Here is a 24,656-nt window from a genome sequence, read left to right on the forward strand (position 1 = left end):
CTATTACGGCTAAAAAAAAGCCGGACACTGGCGTCCGGCCTTGTGGATGATTGAATTCACTCAGGATTGCGCTAAAAAATCCCGATAAGCCCGCACCACCTGTAGAAAATCTTCCACGCCACACAGCGACAGGCTCTCTTCATCGTAGTAGTTCATGCCTTCTTCCATCTCATCGCCCGTAAACTCCAGTTGGTTCGCGCGGATCATCACCTCCTCGCCGTCCATCCAGAGCGTGTATTCATGACCCGCCCGCTGCCAGGAACGTTCACTGCCTTTTACCGCGCGTGCGGCCTGTTCCACTTCATCGAGCAACGCCAGGTTATCCTTCACTTCTTCATTAAACCAGTGCCCGACCACTTCGTGGCCCATCGACATACGCACTTTTACCCCACCGGTAACATCGCGCAGAAATTCGTAATCCATAAGGTGTTCCTCTGCAAAGCCCTTGAGCTAATTATCGCAGCAGAGAGGAAGAAAAAAAGCGTGAGAGGCGGGAGGAATGAAAATAAAAAACCCACCGCCGTTGCGATGGGTTGTCTCAGCCGGTGGGCCTGATAAGCGCAGCCCGTCAGATTAACCCGTACCGGATGGCGGCGTAACGCCTGTCCGGCACGGGAAAACCATCAAAACTACACTGCCGTCTGGAAGATCACCCCGTCAGCTTTCTCGGTGTACTGAGACAACTGGTCGAAGTTCAGGTAGCGGTAAGTATCGACAGCGGTTTTATCCACCTGCGCCACATAGGTTTGATACTCTTCCGGCGTCGGCAGTTTACCGATCAGCGCCGCAACCGCCGCCAGCTCCGCAGAAGCCAGGAAGACGTTCGCCCCGGTCCCCAGACGGTTCGGGAAGTTACGGGTAGAGGTGGAGACCACCGTCGCGCCGTCAGCCACGCGCGCCTGGTTACCCATGCACAGCGAACAGCCCGGAATTTCGATACGCGCGCCGCTCTTACCGAAGACGCTGTAATAGCCCTCTTCCGTGAGCTGCGCGGCATCCATGCGGGTTGGCGGCGCGACCCACAGACGGGTCGGCAACTGGCCTTTGTGCGCATCCAGCAGCTTACCGGCCGCACGGAAGTGACCGATGTTGGTCATACAGGAACCGATAAACACTTCATCGATCTTCTCGCCCTGTACGTCGGAAAGCAGACGCGCATCGTCCGGATCGTTTGGCGCACACAGGATCGGCTCTTTGATATCCGCCAGATCGATGTCGATTACCGCCGCGTACTCTGCGTCAGCATCGGCTTCCAGCAACTGCGGATCCGCCAGCCATTTTTCCATGCCCTGAATACGGCGTTCCAAAGTGCGACGATCGCCGTAGCCTTCCGCAATCATCCACTTCAGCAGGACGATGTTGGAGTTCAGATACTCAATGATCGGCTCTTTGTTCAGCTTGATGGTGCAACCGGCAGCAGAACGCTCGGCAGAGGCGTCGGTCAGCTCGAACGCCTGCTCGACTTTCAGATCCGGCAGACCTTCGATTTCGAGGATGCGGCCAGAGAAGATGTTTTTCTTACCTTTCTTCTCGACGGTCAGCAGGCCCTGCTTGATAGCATACAGCGGGATGGCGTGAACCAGATCGCGCAGGGTGATGCCCGGCTGCATTTTGCCCTTAAAGCGCACCAGCACGGACTCAGGCATGTCGAGAGGCATCACGCCGGTCGCCGCGGCAAACGCCACCAGGCCGGAGCCCGCCGGGAAGGAGATGCCGATCGGGAAACGGGTATGGGAGTCACCGCCGGTACCCACGGTATCCGGCAACAGCATACGGTTGAGCCAGGAGTGGATCACGCCATCGCCCGGACGCAGCGACACGCCGCCACGGTTCATGATGAAGTCCGGCAGCGTGTGGTGCGTGGTGACGTCGACCGGCTTCGGATACGCCGCAGTGTGGCAGAAGGACTGCATGACCAGATCAGAGGAGAAGCCCAGGCACGCCAGGTCTTTCAGTTCATCACGGGTCATTGGGCCGGTGGTGTCCTGAGAACCAACGGAAGTCATCTTCGGCTCGCAGTACGCGCCAGGACGGACACCGGTTACGCCGCAGGCGCGGCCAACCATTTTCTGCGCCAGCGAGAAGCCGCGGCTGCTTTCCGCTACATCTTTCGCCTGACGGAACACGTCTGAATGCGGCAGGCCCAGCGCTTCGCGCGCTTTGGTGGTCAGGCCACGACCGATGATCAGCGGGATACGGCCGCCGGCGCGCACTTCGTCGATCAGCACGTCCGTTTTTAACTCAAACGTGGCCAGCAGTTCATTGGTTTCATGGTTACGCACTTCCCCTTTGTACGGGTAAACGTCAATCACGTCGCCCATGTTCAGGTTGCTCACATCCACTTCAATTGGCAGCGCGCCCGCGTCTTCCATGGTGTTAAAGAAGATAGGAGCAATTTTACCGCCGAGGCACAGGCCGCCGCCGCGCTTGTTCGGCACGTGCGGAATGTCATCGCCCATGAACCACAACACCGAGTTGGTGGCGGATTTACGGGAAGAGCCGGTCCCCACGACGTCGCCGACGTAGGCCAACGGGAAGCCTTTTTGCTGCAGGGCTTCGATTTGTTTGATCGGACCGACCACGCCAGGCTGATCCGGTTCGATACCTTCACGGGCGTTTTTCAGCATCGCTAACGCATGCAACGGGATATCCGGGCGGGACCAGGCGTCCGGCGCCGGGGACAGATCGTCGGTGTTAGTTTCACCGGTGACTTTAAACACGGTAACGGTCATTTTTTCGGCCAGCGGCGGACGGTTCAGGAACCATTCGGCATCCGCCCACGACTGCATCACCTGTTTTGCAAATGCGTTACCCGCTTTGGCTTTTTCTTCCACATCGTAGAAGTTATCGAACATCAGCAGGGTATGGGACAGCGCTTTGGCGGCAATCGGCGCCAGCGTGTCGTTGTCGAGCGCGTCGATCAGCGGATGGATGTTGTAACCACCCTGCATGGTGCCAAGCAGTTCGATGGCTTTTTCTGGCGTAACCAGCGGGGAGGTCGTTTCGCCTTTGGCGACGGCAGCGAGAAAACCCGCTTTAACGTAGGCGGCTTCATCGACGCCAGGGGGAACACGGTTGATTAACAGGTCTAACAGGAATTCTTCTTCACCCGCAGGCGGGTTTTTCAGCAGCTCGACGAGCGCGGCCATTTGGGTTGCATCTAAGGGTTTGGGCACAATCCCCTCGGCGGCACGTTCAGCTACGTGCTTACGGTATTCTTCTAGCACGACGGTTCTCCTCGCTCTCATTGTCATAGTGCGGCGCTTTTATCGATGGGCGATTTTCTTCACGCTCCTGTGAGACAGCAGTTAGTAGGGTAAATGCCCGGTACCGCAACGGGCAGAATAACAGGATTTTAGTGGGGTGTTAATCTGTTTACAAAAAAGCAACATAAAAAAGTGGCTGAATCGTTAAGGATGGTCTAATGCGCTTTTCGGTATCCCTTAAAGGGCAGGAAGCACTGTTACGAATGGATACATTATTTTCGATTTTAATAATCACTCTACTGTAACGATCCCAAGATTAGTCAAAAATTAAACTATCGTCTCTTTATACTCCCGCAACACTGCACCTGCGGGTGGCAGCAATTCGACCATAGCGATTTCTTCAGGAATCGGGAGTAAGAAAATGACGTTGCCCTTCAAACCCCACGTGCTGGCGCTGGTCTGTAGCGCTGGGTTATTCGCCGCATCCGGCGTGATGTATGTAAAAAGCCGGACGCCAGAAGCCCCCACTCAGCCGGTTCCTGTCACCGCGCCTGCTCCTGCTCCCGCCGCGCCGGTGGCGAAACCCACATTTACCACCGCGCAAATCGATCAATGGGTCGCCCCCGTGGCGCTGTATCCCGATCCGCTGCTGTCCCAGGTGTTAATGGCCGCCACCTACCCGGCAAACGTGGTGCAGGCGGTACAATGGTCGCGTGATAATCCCACGTTGCAGGGCGATGCTGCGATTCAGGCCGTTTCCGGACAACCCTGGGACCCGAGCGTGAAATCACTGGTGGCGTTTCCGCAACTGATGGCGTTGATGGGAGAAAACCCGGAATGGGTGCAAAATCTGGGCGACGCCTTTCTGGCGCAACCGCAGGATGTGATGGATGCGGTACAGCGATTGCGTCAACTGGCGCAGCAGACGGGTTCACTGAAATCCACGCCGCAGCAAACCGTCACCAGTACGCCAAAGAAAAACGTCGCCACGCAGGCCTCGTCAACGTCCCATACCACGAACGTGCAGTCGACCACGCCGACGGTCATTAAAATTGAACCGGCAGACCCGCAGGTCGTCTACGTACCCAACTACAACCCCACAACGGTGTACGGCGCCTGGCCAAATACGGCTTATCCGCCCGTCTACCTGCCGCCGCCTCCGGGAGAGCAGTTCGCCAGCAGCTTTGTACGAGGCTTCGGTTACAGCCTCGGCGTTGCCACCACTTACGCGCTGTTCAGCAATATTGACTGGGACGACGACGATGACCACCACCATGATGACGATCATCACCATCATGATGATGGTGACTCTCATCATGACGGTTATCAGCATAACGGCGATAACATCAACATTAACGTTAACAACTTCAACCGTATCACCGGGCAGAACCTGAAAGAACAGAATCTGACCTGGCGCCATAATCCGGCATACCGTGACGGCGTTCCCTACCGCAACAGCGCCACCGCACAGCGTTTTCATCAGACCAGCGTCAGCGGTGGGTTAAGCGCAACGCCGCAGCCCGCTCCAGCCAGCCGTGACAGCCAGCGCCAGGCGGCAATGGCGCAGTTGCAACAGCGTCAGACATCTTCACGTGATGTCCAGCGTAACGCCGCCTCGCAGCAGTTAAACCAGATTGCCCAGCGCAATAATTACCGCGGCTACGATACGGATCGCGCCAGCGCCCATCACCAGACGGTACATAAACCGACAGTTGGGCAGCAGCAACAGCACCGTGAAGCGCGTAAAACGAAGGTACAGCAGCACCCGATTTCAGAACAGCAGAGGGACAACGCACGTCAGCGAATCGCCTCCGCCACGCCTGAGCAGCGCCAGACGTTCCGGCAACATCATGCCAATGTGTTTAGCGGCAACGACAGCCGTTCGCCAGACTGGCAATCGCAGTAGCGACGCGGTCAGGAAAGCCGTCGTATCAGCCACTTAAGCGATGAGCAGCGCGCCACCGCGCGTGAACATATATCTGAGCATCATGAATTTCGTCGTCGTTGATCGGAGCCGATAATGAAAAATATCCTGTTTAGCGCCCTTCTGTTCTCCCTGCCGCTGATGGGCTATGCGCAGCAGAACTTCGCCTCGCCGGACGAGGCGGCCAACGCCTTCGCCTCCGCAATCGCCAGTAAAAACGACACGCAGCTCACCGCGCTTTTAGGGGATAACTGGCGGCAATTTCTCCCGCCGGAGGGCGCCGACCCGGAAGCGGTCGCGCGTTTTAACCGCGACTGGAAAATCAGCCATCAGGTGGTGCAAAACGACAACGTTGCGCATCTGAACGTGGGGAAAGAAGGCTGGCAGCTTCCTGTTCCTGTCGTGAGGTCCGCAGCGGGATGGCATTTCGATATGGCCGCCGCGCAGGAGGAGATCCTCACCCGCGCCATTGGCCGTAATGAGCTATCGGCTATTCAGGCCATGCGCGCCTACGTGGATGCCCAGTATGATTACTGGCAGCGCAAGCAGATGTTCGCGACCAGACTGATCAGCAGCGAAGGTCAGCAGGATGGGCTTTACTGGCCAACGCGGCCAGGCGAAAGGCCCAGCCCGTTAGGCCCGGCGTTCAGTTCCGATCGTCACGCCGAGGGTTACCATGGTTATCGGTTCCGCGTAATTGCCAACGACAACGACAAAGGTTTTGCCCTTCTGGCCTGGCCCGTCTCGTGGGGAGAGACAGGGGTCACGAGCTTTATGGTGAATCAGGATGATCGGGTGTATCAGGCTGATTTAGGCAAAGAGACGGAGAAGCGCGTTACGGCAATAAATCAATACAGTGAAGATGAACCGTGGAAGCCTGTTGACTAGCAGACACAAAAAAGCGGCTTACAAGCCGCTTTTTATTTGCCCGACGGCACGTTGCTTATCGGGCTTACAATCGAACCGGGAAGATTATTTCTTCTTCGCTTTCGGGTTCGGCAGGTCGGTGATGCTGCCTTCGAACACCTCAGCCGCCAGCCCCACGGATTCGTGCAGCGTCGGGTGAGCATGGATGGTCAACGCGATGTCTTCCGCGTCGCAACCCATTTCGATCGCCAGACCGATTTCACCCAGCAGCTCGCCGCCGTTAGTACCGACAATCGCACCACCAATGACACGATGAGATTCTTTGTCGAAAATCAGCTTGGTCATGCCGTCCGCGCAGTCGGAAGCGATAGCACGGCCAGAAGCAGCCCACGGGAAGGTGGCGGTTTCGTAGCTGATGCCTTTCTCTTTCGCTTCTTTCTCGGTCAGACCGACCCATGCCACTTCTGGTTCAGTGTAGGCGATGGACGGAATTACTTTCGGGTCGAAGTAGTGTTTCTTGCCGGCGATAACTTCAGCGGCAACATGGCCTTCATGGACGCCTTTATGCGCCAGCATCGGCTGACCGACAATATCGCCGATAGCGAAGATGTGCGGCACGTTGGTGCGCAACTGTTTGTCAACGCGGATAAAGCCACGGTCGTCCACTTCCACGCCCGCTTTACCGGCGTCGAGGTTTTTACCGTTCGGCACACGGCCAATCGCTACCAGCACCGCGTCGTAACGCTGGGCTTCAGCAGGCGCTTTTTTGCCTTCCATGGAAACGTAGATACCGTCTTCTTTCGCTTCAACGGCAGTCACTTTGGTTTCCAGCATCAGGTTGAATTTCTTGCTGATGCGCTTGGTGAAGACTTTAACGATATCTTTGTCAGCCGCCGGGATCACCTGGTCGAACATTTCAACCACGTCAATCTCTGAACCCAGCGCATGGTACACGGTTCCCATTTCCAGGCCGATGATACCGCCGCCCATAACCAGCAGGCGCTTAGGAACGGTTTTCAGTTCCAGAGCGTCAGTGGAATCCCAGACGCGTGGATCTTCATGCGGAATAAACGGCAGTTGGATCGGACGGGAACCCGCCGCGATGATCGCGTTGTCGAAGTTGATTACGGTTTTGCCGTTTTCACCTTCCACTTCCAGGGTGTTCGCCCCGGTAAATTTACCCAGACCGTTTACCACTTTCACTTTACGGCCTTTGGCCATACCTGCCAGACCACCGGTCAGTTGTGTGATAACTTTCTCTTTCCAGGTACGAATCTTGTCGATATCGGTTTTCGGCTCACCGAAGACGATACCGTGTTCAGCCAGCGCTTTGGCTTCTTCGATCACTTTCGCAACGTGCAGCAGCGCTTTAGAAGGGATACAGCCGACGTTCAGACAGACACCACCGAGGGTGTTGTAACGTTCTACGATTACGGTTTCCAGACCTAAATCAGCGCAACGGAAGGCTGCAGAGTAACCTGCCGGGCCTGCCCCAAGTACCACGACCTGAGTTTTGATTTCAGTACTCATCATGACCTCTTAATTGATTTCCGGCGATCCCTGGTCTTGTCGCCCATCGTCCACCGGGTCGTTCTATCCGCCCGTATTTTACAAAATTGTTAACAATTTTGAAACAACAAAACGGCAACGATTTATCTTTAGCACCAATAACCCCAATGACAACATGAGATTACCAGAAAAAAGCCGGCCGTCGGGCCGGCTTTTTTGCTTACATCACCAGACGGCGAATGTCAGACAGCATATTGTTAATGATGGTAATGAAACGCGCACCATCAGCACCGTCAATCACACGGTGGTCGAAGGAGAGAGAGATCGGCATCATCAGACGCGGCACAAACTCTTTACCGTTCCACACCGGCTCCATCGCAGACTTGGAAACGCCAAGGATAGCGACTTCCGGCGCGTTGACGATCGGCGCGAAATGGGTGGTGCCCAGGCCGCCGATGCTGGAGATGGTGAAGCAACCGCCCTGCATTTCGCCCGCAGTCAGTTTGCCGTCACGCGCTTTCTTCGAGATCGTGGTCAGTTCACGGGAAAGCTCAGTCACGCTCTTCTTGTTCACGTCTTTAAAGACCGGAACCACCAGACCGTTCGGGGTATCAACCGCAACACCGATGTTGATGTATTTCTTCAGCGTCAGGCGCTGACCGTCTTCAGACAGTGAGCTGTTGAAGCGTGGCATCTGCTCAAGCGCAGCAGCAACGGCTTTCATGATGAACACAACCGGCGTGTATTTGACGTCCAGTTTGCGTTTTTCAGCTTCAGCGTTTTGCTGTTTACGGAACGCTTCCAGATCGGTGATATCGGTCTTGTCGAAGTGCGTAACGTGCGGGATCATCACCCAGTTACGGCTCAGGTTCGCACCAGAGATTTTCTGGATACGGCCCAGTTCCACTTCTTCAATTTCACCGAACTTGCTGAAGTCCACTTTCGGCCATGGCAGCATGCCCGGGATACCGCCGCCAGCGGCTGCAGCAGGTGCAGCTTCAGCGCGTTTCACCGCGTCTTTCACGTAAGCCTGAACGTCTTCGCGCAGGATACGACCTTTACGGCCTGTACCCTTCACTTTCGCCAGATTCACGCCGAATTCGCGCGCCAGGCGGCGAATCAGCGGGGTGGCATGGACGTAAGCGTCGTTCTCAGCGAACTCGGATTTGCCTTCCGCTTTTGCCGCAGGCGCCGCAGCAGGGGCTTCAGCTTTCGCCGCCGGCGCTGCCGCTTCCTGCTTAGCCGGAGCCGCAGCAGGCGCCGCGCCTTCCACTTCGAAGACCATAATCAGAGAACCGGTTTTGACTTTGTCGCCGGTGCTGATTTTGATTTCTTTAACGGTACCCGCGAACGGCGCCGGTACTTCCATCGAAGCCTTGTCACCTTCTACGGTGATCAGGGACTGCTCGGCTTCAACCTTGTCGCCGACCTTGACCATCACTTCGGTCACTTCAACTTCGTCACCGCCGATGTCCGGTACGTTAACGTCTTTCGCGCCGCCAGCCGCAGCCGGCGCAGCAGCCGGAGCCGCTTCCGCTTTTGCTGGCGCCGCAGCGCCTTCAGCACCCGCCACCTCGAAGACCATGATCAGAGAGCCAGTGGACACTTTGTCACCGGTGTTGATCTTGATCTCTTTCACGGTACCTGCGAACGGCGCCGGTACCTCCATCGAAGCTTTGTCGCCTTCAACGGTGATCAGAGACTGTTCCGCCGCAACGGTGTCGCCCACTTTGACCATGATTTCGGTGACTTCAACTTCATCACCGCCGATGTCCGGCACGTGAACGTCTTTCGCAGCCGCTGCAGCAGGCGCCGCCGGGGCCGCTTCTTTCTTCTCTTCTGCCGGAGCAGGCGCAGCGTCAGCTGCACCGTCGGCGGAATCGAAAATCATGATCAGTTTGCCGGTCTCGGTTTTGTCGCCAACGGAGACTTTGATCTCTTTGACGATGCCAGCCTGCGGAGACGGAACTTCCATAGAGGCTTTGTCGCCTTCTACGGTGATCAGCGACTGTTCAGCTTCAACTTTGTCGCCAACCTTGACCAGGATCTCGGTGATTTCAACTTCATCTGCCCCGATGTCCGGTACTTTGATTTCGATAGCCATTATTCTTTTACCTCTTACGCCAGACGCGGGTTAACTTTTTCTGCATCGATGTTGAATTTGGTAATTGCATCCGCAACCACTTTCTTATCGATTTCGCCACGTTTAGCCAGTTCGCCCAGTGCCGCTACCACCACGTAGGACGCATCCACTTCGAAGTGATGACGCAGGTTTTCACGGCTGTCAGAGCGACCGAAACCGTCGGTACCCAGTACGCGGTAATCATCTGCCGGTACATAAGTACGAACCTGTTCAGCAAACAGTTTCATATAGTCAGTTGATGCGACAGCCGGTGCGTCGTTCATCACCTGAGCGATGTACGGTACGCGCGGGGTTTCCAGCGGGTGCAGCATGTTCCAGCGCTCACAATCCTGGCCGTCACGCGCCAGTTCGGTGAAGGAGGTCACGCTGTATACATCAGAACCCACGCCGTAATCTTTCGCCAGGATCTCTGCCGCTTCACGGACGTGACGCAGGATAGAACCCGAGCCTAAGAGCTGAACTTTACCTTTGCTACCTTCGAGGGTGTCGAGTTTATAGATACCTTTGCGGATACCTTCCTCAGCGCCTTCCGGCATAGCCGGCATGTGGTAGTTTTCGTTCAGCGTGGTGATGTAATAGTAAACGTTCTCTTGTTTTTCACCGTACATGCGCTCCAGACCGTCATGCATGATGACCGCCACTTCGTATGCGTAAGCCGGATCGTAAGAGATACAGTTCGGGATAGTCAGAGACTGAATATGGCTGTGACCATCTTCATGCTGCAAACCTTCGCCGTTCAGGGTCGTACGACCGGAAGTACCGCCAATCAGGAAGCCGCGCGCCTGCTGGTCGCCCGCTGCCCAGCACAGGTCGCCGATACGCTGGAACCCGAACATGGAGTAATAGATGTAGAACGGGATCATCGGCAGATCGTTAGTGCTGTAAGAGGTCGCAGCCGCCAGCCAGGAAGAACCTGCGCCCAGCTCGTTGATACCTTCCTGCAGGATCTGACCTTTCTCGTCTTCTTTGTAGTACGCAACCTGCTCACGGTCCTGCGGGGTGTACTGCTGGCCGTTCGGGCTGTAAATACCGATCTGACGGAACAGACCTTCCATACCAAAGGTACGCGCTTCGTCGGCGATGATCGGAACCAGACGATCTTTGATCGACTTGTTCTTCAGCATCACGTTCAGGGCGCGAACGAAAGCGATAGTGGTGGAGATCTCTTTGTTCTGCTCTTCCAGCAGCGCGCCAAAATCTTCCAGGGTCGGCAGCTCCAGCTTCTCGGTGAAGTTCGGCTGGCGGCTCGGCAGGTAGCCGTGCAGCGCCTGACGACGTTCGTGCAGGTACTTGTGCTCTTCAGAACCTTCCGGGAAGGTGATGTACGGCAGTTTTTCAATGTCAGCATCGGATACCGGCACGTTGAAACGATCGCGGACGTAGCGAACGCCGTCCATGTTCATTTTCTTCACCTGGTGGGCGATGTTTTTACCTTCGGCAGAGTCGCCCATGCCGTAACCTTTAATGGTATGGGCGAGGATGACAGTCGCTTTGCCTTTGGTTTCCTGCGCTTTTTTCAGTGCAGCGTAGACTTTCTTCGGATCGTGGCCGCCACGGTTCAGGGCCCAGATCTGCTCATCAGTCCAGTCTGCCACCAGCGCGGCGGTTTCCGGATACTTGCCGAAGAAGTGCTCACGCACGTACGCGCCGTCTTTTGATTTGAAGGTCTGGTAGTCGCCGTCAACGGTTTCGTTCATCAGTTGGATCAGCTTACCGCTGGTATCTTTACGCAGCAGCTCATCCCAACGACCGCCCCACATGACTTTAATCACGTTCCAGCCCGCGCCGTCGAAGATGCCTTCCAGTTCGTTAACGATTTTGCCGTTACCGGTGACCGGGCCGTCCAGGCGCTGCAGGTTACAGTTGATGATGAAGACCAGGTTGTCCAGTTTTTCGCGGGTCGCGATGGTGATAGCGCCTTTGGATTCCGGCTCGTCCATTTCACCGTCGCCCAGGAAGGCGTAAACGGTCTGTTTGGAGGTGTCTTTCAGGCCACGGTGTTCCAGATATTTCAGGAATTTAGCCTGGTAAATAGCGCCGATTGGACCCAGCCCCATAGAAACGGTCGGGAACTGCCAGAATTCCGGCATCAGTTTCGGGTGCGGGTAAGAAGACAGGCCGTTGCCATGCACTTCCTGACGGAAGTTATCCATCTGCTCTTCGGTCAGACGGCCTTCCAGGAATGCGCGTGCGTAAACGCCCGGCGAGATGTGGCCCTGGAAATACACCAGGTCGCCGCCATCCTGCTCGTTGCGGGCGCGGAAGAAGTGGTTGAAGCAAACGTCATATACGGTTGCGGAAGACTGGAAGGATGCCATGTGGCCGCCCAGCTCGAGGTCTTTTTTAGACGCACGCAGTACCGTCATGATGGCGTTCCAGCGGATAGCAGAACGAATACGACGCTCCAGCTCCAGATTGCCCGGGTATTCCGGTTCATCTTCAACGGCAATAGTGTTGATGTAATTGCTTGCCCCTGCACCTGCCGCCACTTTCACGCCGCCTTTGCGGGCTTCGGAAAGCAGTTGGTCGATCAGATACTGAGCGCGCTCAACACCTTCTTCACGGATGACCGATTCGATCGCCTGTAGCCAGTCGCGAGTTTCGATCGGATCCACGTCATTTGGGAAACGTTCTGACATGGGTTATTCCTTATCTATCTAATACGTTGAGTTATCTGGAACCTGTCCCATTAAACTTTCGTCAGAAAGCTTAATAAGACAGGTTCTGCGTTTAGTTGCCGCGCACATTTTTGCGCTTTATTAACAACATCTTCTGGTAAACGAACTGCCAGAAAAAACTAATTCTTGCGCTGTTCCAGACGGCGTAAGGCGCGTTCACGACGACTTTCCTCACGGCTTCTGTCCAGCAATATCTCTTCGATAAACGCCAGGTGGCGATGCGATGCTTCGCGCGCCTCCTCGGGGTTACCGGCCATGATCGCTTCGAAAATACGGGTGCGGTGACTGCTCACCAGCGGAAGCATCTCGCGACGCGAATAGAGTAATTCGAAGTTTTGCCGGACATTCTGGGCCAACATCGGCTCCATACACCTTAGCAGATGGAGCAAAACCACATTGTGTGCCGCTTCGGTGACAGCAATTTGATATTGCAGAACCGCATCGGACTCAGCGTCCAGGTCACCCGACTCCTGCGCCAGCTCAATCGCATGGTGCAGTTCGCGAATCCGCGTTTTGTCTTCGTCCGTGCTGCGCAGCGCCGCGTAATAGGCCGCAATGCCTTCCAGCGCGTGGCGCGTCTCGAGCAGGTCAAACTGGGATTCAGGATGATCGGAGAGCAATTCTACCAGTGGGTCGCTGAAGCTCTGCCACAGGCTGCTCTGAACAAAAGTGCCGCCGCCCTGGCGACGAAGCAACAGGCCCTTCGCTTCGAGACGTTGGATCGCCTCACGCAGGGAGGGACGGGAGACGTCGAACTGTTTCGCCAGTTCGCGTTCCGGTGGGAGTTTTTCGCCGGGGCGCAAGGTGCCCTCAAGAATCAAAAACTCCAGCTGTTGCTCAATCACATCGGATAATTTTGGTTGGCGGATTTTGCTGTAGGCCATGATGTCCTGTCTTAAGCCATTTGCCCGGAGTCAATTGGTCTTACCAATTTCATGTCTGTGACGCTAAAGTAACAAAGTATTCACCTTCTGTCCATACAGGTTTTGATTGAAATCAGGAAACCACGCACATTTTAACAACATTACAGAAATAACGTTTCAAACATGTAACTATGCACAAATGTTAAATTTACCGACCCCGCGCCAGTTTTAACCTTATTGAAACGAAATAAAATCCAAATTGAACCGATTCACTCGCATATTCATGCAAATAAAATAAATAATTACGCAATTTGTTGGGCTGAGATATGGCGTGTGAGATTAACGAAGGGCTGTTACATCTGCTTTCTTTTTATGCAACTCGTCATCAACCATTCATAAAGCAGGTGCATTCGCCTGCGCATACCATTATTCTTATCCAGACAAAAGAGTTCCGGCGACATTTCATTAAACACAACTGTAAATAAAAAAATACAACAAACGGAATTGTTAACTTACACACGCATCCTGCGTCGTTACTACATAAACGCTCATCACAGAAAGAGCGCACCACACACGAGGTTTCATGATGGACAGTCAGCAGCACGGCGAGCAGCTTAAGCGCGGGCTAAAAAACCGCCATATCCAGCTAATCGCGCTGGGCGGCGCAATCGGGACAGGCCTGTTCCTGGGAAGCGCCTCCGTTATCCAGTCAGCCGGTCCCGGTATCATTCTGGGTTATGCGATCGCAGGGTTTATCGCTTTTCTGATCATGCGTCAGTTAGGGGAAATGGTTGTGGAGGAGCCGGTTGCCGGTTCGTTCAGCCACTTTGCCTATAAGTACTGGGGCAGTTTTGCCGGTTTTGCCTCCGGCTGGAATTACTGGGTGTTGTATGTGCTGGTCGCGATGGCGGAACTGACCGCCGTCGGTAAATACATCCAGTTCTGGTATCCGGAGATCCCGACCTGGGTCTCGGCGGCGGCCTTCTTTGTGCTGATCAACGCGATCAACCTGACCAACGTGAAAGTGTTCGGTGAAATGGAGTTCTGGTTCGCCATTATTAAAGTGATCGCCGTGGTGGCGATGATTCTGTTCGGCGGCTGGCTGCTGTTCAGCGGCAACGGCGGCCCGCAGGCTACCGTGCGCAACCTGTGGGAACAGGGCGGCTTCCTGCCGCATGGCTGGACCGGGCTGGTCATGATGATGGCGATCATTATGTTCTCCTTTGGAGGGCTTGAGCTGGTGGGGATCACCGCGGCGGAAGCCGATAACCCGGAGCAAAGCATTCCGAAAGCGACCAACCAGGTTATCTACCGTATTCTGATCTTCTATGTTGGCTCACTGGCAGTGCTGCTTTCCCTGCTGCCGTGGACGCGCGTAACCGCCGACACCAGCCCATTTGTCCTTATCTTCCACGAGCTGGGCGACACCTTTGTGGCGAATGCGCTGAACATCGTGGTGCTGACCGCGGCGCTGTCGGTGTATAACAGTTGCGTCTACTGCAACAGCCGAATGTTGTTTGGCCTTGCGCAGCAGGGAAACGCGCCAAAAGCGCTGCTTTCCGTCGACAAACGCGGCGTGCCGGTCAATACCATTCTGGTTTCTGCGCTGGTCACCGCACTGTGCGTACTCATTAACTATATGGCGCCGGAGTCGGCGTTTGGCCTGCTGATGGCGCTGGTGGTTTCCGCACTGGTCATTAACTGGGCGATGATTAGTCTGGCGCACATCAAGTTCCGTCGCGCGAAACAGCAACAGGGCGTTAAAACGCGCTTCCCGGCTCTGCTATATCCGCTCGGAAACTGGGTCTGCCTGCTGTTTATGGCTGCGGTACTGGTAATTATGTTAATCACGCCGGGAATGGCGATCTCAGTCTATTTGATCCCCGTATGGCTGCTGGTCCTGGGCGTCGGTTATCTGTGCAAGCAGAAAACGGCGAAGACCGCCAAAGCGCATTAATTCTCTTCCCCTCGCCCGCCCGCCGGGTGAGGGGTGTTATCTGCTTCACACTTTCCTGCCAATAGCTATTTCGTCCATATCAGCGGCGCTATCCTGCAACGCAATTATTCACTCGCAGACGAATAATTCATTCCATCACCTGATGGGGAGACGTCTCAATGGAAAAGGGTAAACTTTCGGTACGAGAGAAGATTGGTTATGGCATGGGCGACGCCGGATGTAACATCATTTTTGGCGCCATCATGTTGTTTGTTAACTATTTTTATACGGATATTTTTGGGCTGGAACCCGCATTGGTGGGCGTACTGTTACTGTCTGTGCGCGTCATTGACGCGGTCACCGACCCGGTGATGGGCGCCATCGCCGATCGCACCCAAAGTCAATATGGTCGTTTCCGCCCCTGGCTGCTGTGGATCGCTTTCCCCTATGCGCTGTTCAGTATCCTGATGTTCACCACCCCAGACTGGACGTATAACAGCAAGGTTATCTATGCGTTTGTCACCTATTTCCTGCTGTCGATCACTTATACCGCTATCAATATCCCCTATTGCTCGTTAGGCGGCGTGATCACCAACGATCCTAAAGAACGCGTGGCCTGCCAGTCTTATCGCTTTGTGTTAGTCGGTATCGCGACGTTGCTGCTGTCGCTTACGCTGCTGCCAATGGTCGACTGGTTTGGTGGCGGCGACAAAGCCAAAGGCTACCAGATGGCGATGACCGTGCTGGCGATTATCGGCATGTGTATGTTCCTGTTCTGCTTTGCCACCGTTCGCGAACGCGTCCGCCCTGCCGTTCCCACCCACGATGACATGAAAAACGATTTTAAAGACGTGTGGAAAAACGATCAGTGGGTGCGCATTTTGTTGCTGACGCTGTGCAATGTCTGCCCGGGCTTCATTCGGATGGCGGCGACCATGTATTACGTGACCTGGGTGATGGGACAAAGCACCCACTTCGCCACGCTGTTTATCAGCCTGGGCGTGGTTGGCATGATGATCGGCAGTATGCTGGCGAAAGTGCTGACCGACCGCTGGTGCAAGCTGAAAGTGTTCTTCTGGACCAACATCGCGCTGGCCCTCTTCTCTTGCGCGTTTTACTTCTTCGACCCGAAAGCCACCGCGTTGATTGTCGTGCTCTATTTCCTGCTGAATATTCTGCATCAGATCCCGTCGCCGCTGCACTGGTCGCTGATGGCGGACGTTGACGACTACGGCGAATGGAAAACCGGCAAACGTATCACCGGCATCAGCTTCTCCGGTAATCTCTTCTTCCTGAAACTGGGCCTGGCGATCGCCGGGGCGATGGTAGGCTTTCTGCTCTCCTGGTACGGCTATGACGCTGGCGCGAAAACCCAGAGCGACACGGCAATCAACGGCATCGTACTGCTGTTTACGGTGATCCCGGGCGTCGGTTATCTCATTACCGCAGGCGTGGTACGTCTGCTGAAAGTCGACCGTGAACTGATGAAACACATACAGGACGATCTGGAAAAGCGCCGCACCAATTACCGCGAGCTTAACGAATATCAGGAACTGAAAGCCGCTGAAAGCGTAAGGAAAGCCTAATGCAAGACTGGCCAAACCCCTTTATTGAGCAACGCGCCGATCCGTTTATTCTGCGAGACGGCTGCGACTACTACTTTATTGCCTCGGTGCCGGAATATGATCGGCTGGAAATCCGACGGGCGAACACCCTGGAGGGCCTGCGCAGCGCGGAACCGGTTATCGTCTGGCGTAAACCGGAAACCGGCCCGATGTGCGAGCTGATCTGGGCGCCGGAAATTCACCGCATCAACGGTAAGTGGTATATCTATTTCGCCGCTGCCCATACCCAGGCGCTCGACAAACTGGGGATGTTCCAGCATCGGATGTACGCGCTGGAATGTGCGGATGCCGACCCGCTCACTGGCGTCTGGTACGAAAAAGGCCAGATCAAAACGCCGTTTGACACGTTCGCGCTCGATGCCACTACCTTTCATCATCAGGGAAAACAGTGGTATCTGTGGGCGCAAAAATCCCCGCATATCGCCGGTAACTCCAACATCTATCTTGCCGAAATGGAAAACCCGTGGACCATTAAAGGCGAACCTGTGATGCTCAGCAAACCGGAATATGACTGGGAATGTCGGGGATTTTGGGTCAATGAAGGCCCGGCGGCGCTCACTCATGGCGATAAACTGTTTGTCAGCTACTCCGCCAGCGCGACGGATGAAAACTACTGCATGGGGCTTCTGTGGATTGATATGAATGCCGATCCGCGAAAACCGGCAAACTGGCGCAAATCGCCGCGTCCGGTCTTTACCACCAGCCACGAAAACCGTCAGTACGGCCCGGGCCATAATAGCTTTACGCAAACACCGGAAGGAGAAGATGTGCTGGTGTATCACGCACGCAACTACACCGAAATTGAAGGGGACCCGCTCTACGATCCCAACCGTCACACCCGCCTGAAGCGCGTTCGTTGGGATGAAAACGGGATGCCTGATTTTGGCGTGCCGCCAGCGGATACGATTTGAATACGTAGCCCGGTAGCGCAACGCTTACCGGGCGCCCCCTGCCGGATAAGCGCTGTACGCCGGCCACTCAATCCGCTACACCAGCGCCCCGTAAATGGTCAGGAAAGCGATCGCCACTACCACCACCAGCGACGTTTTCTTGGCCATCGATACCGCCGCTTTCGGCGTCTCGACCTTATCGGTATGCGGTTCCCGCGCCAACGAGAACTGCGCCAGTCGGGTTAACACCTGGTACTGCGCGGTATGCATGTCGGCCAGCGAGGCAAACCACGCAGGAAGCGCTTTCTCTCCGTGCCCGATCAAGGCGTAAACCACGCCTGCCAGACGCACCGGGATCCAGTCCAGCACGTGAAGAATGGCGTCAATACCCGACTGCAAACGCTCATGCGGCGTCAGGTAACGCGCCAGCCACGACTGCCATGAGCGCAGAAAAGCATAGCCCACCAGCAGCACCGGCCCCCACTGACCGCCGACGATCAGCCAAAACAGAGGCGCAAGATAGAAACGGAAGTTAATCCACAGTAGCGCGTTTTGCAGTTCACGTAAAAACTCGCGCTCATCGCAATCCGGCGGGACGCCGTGGATCAGGGTGAGCTCACTGGCCATTGCTTTACGGGCGTGGGCGTCATCGCGCGAAGCCGCCTGGAGATAGGCGTGGTAATGCATCCGCACTTTCCCGGCGCCAATGCACAACAGCCCCAGCAGGATCCACGCCAAAATCGTCGGCACATTGAACAACAGCCCCTGAAGCGCGCGTAAAAGCAGGAATGCGACCGCCATCGCAATAAACGTCATCCCCAGCGTACGCGCCATCGAAAAACGCGTAATGCGCCGAAATAACGCTTCCAGGCGGTGATCGAGCTGCCAGTGCTCTCCCAGTTTGAACAGGCGCTCAACAAACAGCACCAGTAGAGTCGTAAACAGCGTCATGTCATCTCCTTATCTGACGAGGGGGTGACCAGAGCGCGAAACCTCGCCCAGTCAAAAGCGGGGCCGGGATCGGTCTTGCGATCAGGCGCAATATCACAATGTCCGGTTATGTTATCGGCAATCGCCGGGTAATACGTTATCAGCGTGCGCGTAATGGCCGCCAGCTGTTGGTACTGCGCATCGGTGTAGGCCAGCGTATCGGTGCCTTCCAGCTCAATGCCAATCGAAAAATCATTGCACCGCTCGCGACCCCGGTAACGGGAAACGCCAGCGTGCCACGCGCGTTTATCGAAAGGAACATACTGAACGATTTCACCGTCACGGCGAATCAGACAATGTGCGGAAACACGAAGATGCGCGATTTCCGCAAAAAAGGGGTGAGCGGTGGGATCAATTGTTCCAGTGAATAGCGCATCGATCCACGGGCCGCCAAATTCGCCGGGCGGCAGGCTGATATTGTGCACCACCAGCAGAGAAGGATGGTCGTCATCCGGGCGGCAATCATAATGAGGAGAAGGGACGCGCCGCGCCTCTGCCAGCCAGCCCTTGTCTAACAACATGCAGGATCTCCTTTTGAGTGGTGCTTATAGCCGCTTCAGAGTAGCATGTTTCTACCTTATGATTCGTTAGCAATTTGGAGTTTTATCATGCCGCCTCGCCGTTATAACCCTGACTACCGACGTGACGCGCTGTTGGAACGCATTAATCTGGATATCCCTGCCACTGTCGCCCAGGCGCTGCGCGAAGATTTAGGTGGCGAAGTGGATGCCGGCAACGACATTACGGCACAACTTTTGCCGGAAAATACCCGCTCTCACGCGACCGTTATCACGCGTGAAAATGGCGTTTTTTGTGGCAAACGCTGGGTGGAAGAAGTGTTTATTCAGCTGGCTGGCGATGATGTCACGGTTACCTGGCACGTCGATGACGGCGACAGCATCCTCGCGAATCAACCGCTGTTCGAGCTGGACGGTCCTTCCCGGGTATTGCTCACGGGTGAGCGTACCGCGCTGAACTTCGTACAAACCCTTTCCGGCGTCGCGAGCGAAGTGCGTAAATATGTCGAACTGCTGGCGGGGACCAAAACTCAACTGCTAGACACACGTAAAACGCTGCCGGGACTGCGCACCGCATTGAAATACGCCGTACTGTGCGGCGGCGGAGCCAATCACCGCCTGGGCCTTTCCGATGCCTTTTTAATCAAAGAAAACCACATTATTGCTTCCGGATCCGTTCGTCAGGCGGTGGAAAAAGCCTTCTGGCTGCACCCGGATGTGCCGGTGGAAGTCGAAGTTGAAAACCTTGATGAGCTGGATGAAGCGCTGAAAGCGGGCGCAGACATCATCATGCTGGATAATTTTGAAACCGAGCAGATGCGTGAAGCGGTTAAACGCGCCCACGGGCAAGCGCGACTGGAAGTTTCCGGCAACGTGACGGACAAAACGCTGCGCGAATTTGCGCAAACCGGTGTCGATTTCATTTCCGTCGGCGCGCTCACTAAGCACGTGCGCGCGCTGGACCTTTCGATGCGTTTCCGTTAACCCTCTTTGCCCGGTGACGCTGTCGCTCACCGGGCCTGTCTGGCGCTTTTCTCGAGCCGCCTCGTAAATCCCTTGTCCTGTGATGAAACGCTGACAACTTCCTCTGAACCCTGATTCCCGTTTCTCTTTTTGATGCTCGCGTGTCTTTATCCCGTTTGCCAAAGTGACCGCCACTGACTCAAGGAGCGAACAATGGATAAACAACGTGGATTTACCCTGATCGAACTGATGGTGGTCATCGGCATTATCGCCATTCTCAGCGCCATCGGCATTCCGGCGTACCAAAACTATCTGCGCAAGGCCGCGCTAACGGACATGCTGCAAACATTTATTCCTTACCGCACTGCAGTCGAACTGTGCGCGCTTGAACATGGCGGCATCGTCACCTGCGATGGCGGAAGCAACGGCATCCCCTCACCCACTACAACGCGCTATGTCTCAGGAATGAGCGTGGCGAAGGGCGTGGTATCACTCAGTGGTCAGGAGAGCCTGAACGGTCTGAGCGTCACGATGACGCCGAACTGGGATAACGCAAACGGCATTACGGGCTGGACGCGTAACTGCACTATTCAGAATGACGGTGCGTTACAGCAGGCTTGTGAAGATGTTTTTCGTTTTGACGGCAACTAAGGAGCAGCGATGAATACCACTCAACTTACCGCCCTTTGTCAGCGTCATAACGGCATCTTACTTGATGCAGACAGTGACGTGGTACACGTCGCCGTCGTGGACGCGCCGTCTCATGAACTGCTCGACGCTTTGCATTTTGCGACGACAAAACGCATTGAGATCGCCTGCTGGACACGCCAGCAAATGGAAGGGCATTTGCATCATCCGCCACAAACGCTGCCTGCGGTCGTACCGGAAGCCAGCCTCAGCGCGGCAGCATTGCTGGATAAAACCCTTCAGGCGGCGATGACTAAACGCGCATCCGACATCCACATTGAGCCTGCGGAACACCATTTCCGCATTCGACTGCGTGTTGACGGGGTGTTATACAACCTGCCCACTGTCGCCAAAGAAACGGGATTAGCCCTGACGGCCCGCCTGAAGGTGTTAGGTCAACTGGATATTGCTGAACACCGCCTGCCGCAGGATGGGCAGTTCACCGTCGGGCTGGCCGGTTCCACCGTCTCGTTTCGTATCGCCACGTTACCCTGTCGTCATGGCGAAAAGGTTGTTTTGCGTTTGTTGCACCAGGTTAGTCAGGCGCTGGATGTCACCGCCCTGGGGATGCATGACTCGCAGCTTTCGGCGTTCATTCATGCCTTGCAACAACCCCAGGGGCTGGTGCTGGTGACCGGACCGACGGGCAGCGGAAAGACGGTGACACTGTACAGCGCTCTCCAGATGCGAAACGCCACGGAGGTGAATCTGTGCAGCGTTGAAGATCCAGTGGAAATCCCGCTGGACGGCATCAACCAGACGCAGATCCATCCGCGTGCGGGGCTCACCTTTCAGGGCGTCTTACGGGCGCTGTTACGCCAGGATCCCGACGTCATTATGGTCGGAGAGATCCGCGACGGCGAAACAGCCGAAATCGCCATTAAAGCCGCGCAAACGGGTCATCTGGTGCTTTCCACGCTGCACACCAACTCCAGCTGCGAGGCACTGATCCGCTTGCAGCAAATGGGAGTGGCGCGCTGGATGCTCTCCTCCGCCTTAAATCTTGTGGCGGCGCAACGGCTGGTCAGAAAGCTCTGCCCTCACTGTCGACGGCTGACTGACGACCCGATCCGTTTGCCGCAGACATTATGCCCAACCGCGTTGCCGCGCTGGCAGGCGGTAGGCTGCGAGCACTGCTATCACGGCTTTTATGGGCGTACGGCGCTGTTTGAAGTCCTCCCCGTTACCGCTGAACTACGCCAGCACATCGCCAGTGGCGCGCCCGTTGAAGCACTGGAAGGTTATGCCCGACAAGCCGGTATGCTCACGCTTTTTGAAAGCGGCTGCCGCGCCGTCGACCAGGGGTTAACGACCTTTGAAGAGCTGGTACGCATTCTGGGGATGCCCAATGAGCAGTAAAACGCTTTGGCGATGGCAAGGTATTGACAGCGATGGCTTACCTGGCGAGGGCGCATTATGGGCCGAAAGCCAGGCTTTACTGGTACTGGCGCTCGAACAGCGCAAGATAACGCCACTGCGCGTGAAGCCGCTGCGCGTTAACCGCGCGCTGTGGCGCGCCGGGAGATGTTCTGAAGTGATTCATCAACTCGCCACGCTGCTGAAGGCGGGCCTGACGCTCTCCGACGGGCTGGCGCTTCTCGCCGGACAACAACCTGGAAAACAGTGGCAAGCGCTGTTGCAGAGCCTGGCGCACGAACTGGAGCAGGGTACGCCCCTCTCCAGCGCGCTGGCGCAATGGCCAGATGTTTTTCCTCCGCTGTATCAGGCGATGATTCGCACCGGTGAACTGACCGGAAAGCTCGACGAATGCTGCTTCGAACTGGCCCGGCAGCAAAACGCCCACAAACAGTTAAGCGATAAGATCAAGAAAGCGTTGCGTTATCCCTTTATCATTCTGGCGATGGCTTTCTTTGTGGTGCTGGCCATGTTGCACTTTGTCTTACCCGAGTTTGCCGCCATTTACCGGACCTTCAACACGCCCCTACCGGCGCTGACGCAGGGAATCATCACGTTCGCTGACTGGAGTGCAAACCAGGGCTGGTTGATTTTACTGCTGGGCGGCGGAGTCATTGCGGCAAACAGCGCGGTGAAGCACCGTTCCTCATGGCTGATAACGCGCCAGCGCTGGCTGCTGCGCATACCGGTAATGGGTCGCCTGCTCAGGGGGCAAAAACTCACGCAGATTTTTACCATTCTCGCGTTAACACAACGCGCAGGGATCGCATTTTTACCGGCGCTGGAGAGCGTACGGGAAAGCCTGCAATGTCCCTACTGGTCCCAGCGACTGGCGCAAGTCCAACGTGATATCAGTCACGGTCTCCCGGTCTGGCAGGCATTTCAAAATGCGCAAGTCTTCAGCCCGCTGTGCCTGCAACTGATTAGAACAGGCGAAGTTTCCGGTTCACTGGACACGATGCTGCATAATCTTGCCCGGCATCATAGTGAGAACACGCTGGCGCTGGCAGACAGTCTCGCCGCATTGCTGGAACCTGCTTTGCTGGTCATTACAGGGTTAATTATTGGCACGCTGGTGGTTGCCATGTATCTGCCGATATTCCATCTGGGGGATGCGATGAGCACAGTAGGCTGAAGCGATTGGAGAGCGGGAACAGAACTCAAAGCCGGATTAGGCATGTATGCCTAATCCGGCAAACGGAAAGGATTACAGGCTGTTGAAAATGCGGTTTTCCTGTTCCTGTACGCGGATAAAGGTCGTGCGTTTGGTCAGTTCTTTAAGACGCGATGCGCCAACGTAAGTGCAGGCAGAACGCAGGCCGCCGAGGATATCACGGGCTGTGTTTTCCACCGGGCCACGTAAAGGAAGCTTAACGGTTTTGCCTTCCGCTGCACGGTACTGTGCAACGCCGCCAACGTGACGGGTCATGGCCGATTCGGAACTCATCCCGTAAAACAGCATGAACTTCTCGCCATTTTCTTCAACGATCTTGCCGCCGCTCTCTTCATGCCCTGCCAGCATACCGCCGAGCATCACGAAGTCAGCGCCGCCACCAAAGGCTTTAGCTACATCACCTGGCATAGTGCAACCGCCGTCACTGACAATCATTCCGCCCAGACCGTGCGCCGCATCAGCGCATTCGATCACCGCAGAAAGCTGCGGATAACCAACACCGGTTTTGACGCGCGTGGTGCAGACAGACCCCGGCCCGATCCCGACTTTGACGATATCGGCGCCGGAGAGGATCAGTTCTTCGCACATCTCGCCCGTCACAACGTTACCGGCGCAGATCGTTTTCGTCGGCCAGGCTTCACGCGCTTTTGACACGAACTGAACGAAGTGCTCAGAGTAACCATTAGCCACATCAATGCAGACAAAGTTCAGCGCCGGGCTTAATGCCAGAATCTGTTTGGTTTTCTCAAAGTCCGCGTCAGAAGTACCGGTAGAGACCATCACGTGTTTCAGCACGTTGGCAGGCGCTTCACCGATAAACGCGGACCACTCTTCAACGGAGTAATGCTTATGGACGGCGGTCAGAATATCGAATGAGGCAAGCGCGGTCGCCATCTCGAACGTCCCGACGGTATCCATATTGGCGGCAATGACAGGTACGCCAGACCAGGTCTGACCTGAGTGTTTGAAGGTAAACTGACGTTCCAGCTCAACATCGGAACGGCTTTTAAGAGTAGAACGCTTAGGGCGGATAAGAACGTCTTTAAAACCTAACTTCAGATCTTCTTCAATACGCATGTGCGGATTCCTGGGGTTAAGGGCTATAAGTATGAGAGCGCAACTCCAGTGACGCTATCATACGCACTAATCAGTGCCGCGCAAGACTGCGAAATTCTCTTTTTTTACGCTACAATCCCATAAATTTACCTGGTGAAAGGCGGGACAGCTTTAGCGCCATTTCACTCTGATGCGATCAATATTCAACCAA

The 24,656-nt window shown here is 55.5% G+C and carries 17 protein-coding genes and 1 pseudogene; 9 read left to right on the forward strand and 9 right to left on the reverse strand.

Features of this window, described 5'->3' with window-relative positions; all coding sequences use genetic code 11:
• Positions 1-60 precede the first annotated feature (60 nt).
• Together yacL and acnB are read right to left on the reverse strand one after the other, a co-directional pair.
• Positions 61-423, reverse strand: coding sequence for a protein YacL (gene yacL, locus OOJ60_RS14410; protein ID WP_042289991.1), 363 nt, complete (start codon positions 421-423; stop codon positions 61-63).
• Between the two features lie 206 nt (positions 424-629).
• Positions 630-3,227 carry a bifunctional aconitate hydratase 2/2-methylisocitrate dehydratase gene (gene acnB, locus OOJ60_RS14415; protein ID WP_205612766.1) on the reverse strand — a complete coding sequence of 866 codons (2,598 nt, stop codon included), beginning with the start codon at positions 3,225-3,227 and terminating at the stop codon, positions 630-632.
• Between the two features lie 400 nt (positions 3,228-3,627).
• Here acnB and OOJ60_RS14420 point away from each other — a divergent pair.
• Positions 3,628-5,214, forward strand: a pseudogene (locus OOJ60_RS14420) (DUF3300 domain-containing protein).
• 12 nt (positions 5,215-5,226) lie between these two features.
• Positions 5,227-6,018, forward strand: coding sequence for a DUF2950 family protein (locus OOJ60_RS14425; protein WP_205612768.1), 792 nt, complete (start codon positions 5,227-5,229; stop codon positions 6,016-6,018).
• An 84-nt stretch (positions 6,019-6,102) separates the two neighbouring features.
• Here OOJ60_RS14425 and lpdA read toward each other — a convergent pair whose 3' ends face one another.
• From lpdA to pdhR, 4 genes are all read right to left on the reverse strand, one after another.
• Positions 6,103-7,527 (reverse strand): dihydrolipoyl dehydrogenase, encoded by a 1,425-nt coding sequence (gene lpdA, locus OOJ60_RS14430; protein WP_042290330.1) that lies wholly within the window; start codon positions 7,525-7,527, stop codon positions 6,103-6,105.
• Between the two features lie 199 nt (positions 7,528-7,726).
• The gene (gene aceF / locus OOJ60_RS14435) at positions 7,727-9,610 is read right to left on the reverse strand and encodes a pyruvate dehydrogenase complex dihydrolipoyllysine-residue acetyltransferase (RefSeq protein WP_200034895.1); all 1,884 of its coding nucleotides are present in this window, start codon (positions 9,608-9,610) and stop codon (positions 7,727-7,729) included.
• A 14-nt stretch (positions 9,611-9,624) separates the two neighbouring features.
• Positions 9,625-12,288 carry a pyruvate dehydrogenase (acetyl-transferring), homodimeric type gene (gene aceE / locus OOJ60_RS14440; protein ID WP_042290001.1) on the reverse strand — a complete coding sequence of 888 codons (2,664 nt, stop codon included), beginning with the start codon at positions 12,286-12,288 and terminating at the stop codon, positions 9,625-9,627.
• A gap of 158 nt (positions 12,289-12,446) precedes the next feature.
• Complete coding sequence (pdhR, locus tag OOJ60_RS14445; RefSeq protein WP_042290003.1) at positions 12,447-13,211, reverse strand: pyruvate dehydrogenase complex transcriptional repressor PdhR; 765 nt, start codon at positions 13,209-13,211, stop codon at positions 12,447-12,449.
• Positions 13,212-13,773: 562 nt separating this feature from the next.
• Here pdhR and aroP point away from each other — a divergent pair.
• From aroP to OOJ60_RS14460, 3 genes are all read left to right on the forward strand, one after another.
• Entirely contained in the window at positions 13,774-15,147 is a 1,374-nt protein-coding gene (gene aroP, locus OOJ60_RS14450; protein WP_120714903.1) for an aromatic amino acid transporter AroP, read from the forward strand.
• 158 nt (positions 15,148-15,305) lie between these two features.
• Complete coding sequence (locus tag OOJ60_RS14455) at positions 15,306-16,712, forward strand: glycoside-pentoside-hexuronide (GPH):cation symporter (RefSeq protein WP_205612769.1); 1,407 nt, start codon at positions 15,306-15,308, stop codon at positions 16,710-16,712.
• Positions 16,712-17,662, forward strand: a complete 951-nt coding sequence (locus OOJ60_RS14460; protein ID WP_205612770.1) for a glycoside hydrolase family 43 protein — start codon at positions 16,712-16,714, stop codon at positions 17,660-17,662. The genes OOJ60_RS14455 and OOJ60_RS14460 overlap by 1 nt, the downstream gene beginning before the upstream one ends.
• Positions 17,663-17,737: 75 nt before the next feature.
• On the opposite strand, the gene ampE is transcribed toward OOJ60_RS14460, so the two are convergent.
• Positions 17,738-18,592 (reverse strand): beta-lactamase regulator AmpE, encoded by an 855-nt coding sequence (gene ampE, locus OOJ60_RS14465; protein WP_060570721.1) that lies wholly within the window; start codon positions 18,590-18,592, stop codon positions 17,738-17,740.
• Positions 18,589-19,152, reverse strand: coding sequence for a 1,6-anhydro-N-acetylmuramyl-L-alanine amidase AmpD (gene ampD, locus OOJ60_RS14470; RefSeq protein WP_060570722.1), 564 nt, complete (start codon positions 19,150-19,152; stop codon positions 18,589-18,591). The genes ampE and ampD overlap by 4 nt, the downstream gene beginning before the upstream one ends.
• Positions 19,153-19,239: 87 nt before the next feature.
• Here ampD and nadC point away from each other — a divergent pair, with 87 nt between their 5' ends.
• The 4 genes from nadC (at position 19,240) to hofC (ending at position 23,350) form a co-directional block, all read left to right on the forward strand.
• Entirely contained in the window at positions 19,240-20,133 is an 894-nt protein-coding gene (gene nadC / locus OOJ60_RS14475; protein WP_205612771.1) for a carboxylating nicotinate-nucleotide diphosphorylase, read from the forward strand.
• Positions 20,134-20,325: 192 nt separating this feature from the next.
• Positions 20,326-20,763, forward strand: coding sequence for a prepilin peptidase-dependent pilin (gene ppdD / locus OOJ60_RS14480; protein ID WP_042290020.1), 438 nt, complete (start codon positions 20,326-20,328; stop codon positions 20,761-20,763).
• Between the two features lie 9 nt (positions 20,764-20,772).
• A complete protein-coding gene (gspE, locus tag OOJ60_RS14485) occupies positions 20,773-22,158 on the forward strand; it encodes a type II secretion system protein GspE (RefSeq protein WP_205612772.1) in 1,386 nt (461 codons plus the stop codon).
• Positions 22,148-23,350, forward strand: a complete 1,203-nt coding sequence (gene hofC / locus OOJ60_RS14490; protein ID WP_205612773.1) for a protein transport protein HofC — start codon at positions 22,148-22,150, stop codon at positions 23,348-23,350. Before gspE ends, hofC begins: the two co-directional genes overlap by 11 nt.
• A 72-nt stretch (positions 23,351-23,422) precedes the next feature.
• Here the strand turns inward: hofC and OOJ60_RS14495 are convergent, their stop codons facing one another.
• The gene (locus tag OOJ60_RS14495; protein ID WP_042290026.1) at positions 23,423-24,466 is read right to left on the reverse strand and encodes a GMP reductase; all 1,044 of its coding nucleotides are present in this window, start codon (positions 24,464-24,466) and stop codon (positions 23,423-23,425) included.
• Positions 24,467-24,656: the final 190 nt, after the last annotated feature.

This window comes from Citrobacter sp. R4, assembly GCF_026719175.1.
GTDB classification, from domain to species: domain Bacteria; phylum Pseudomonadota; class Gammaproteobacteria; order Enterobacterales; family Enterobacteriaceae; genus Citrobacter_A; species Citrobacter_A sedlakii.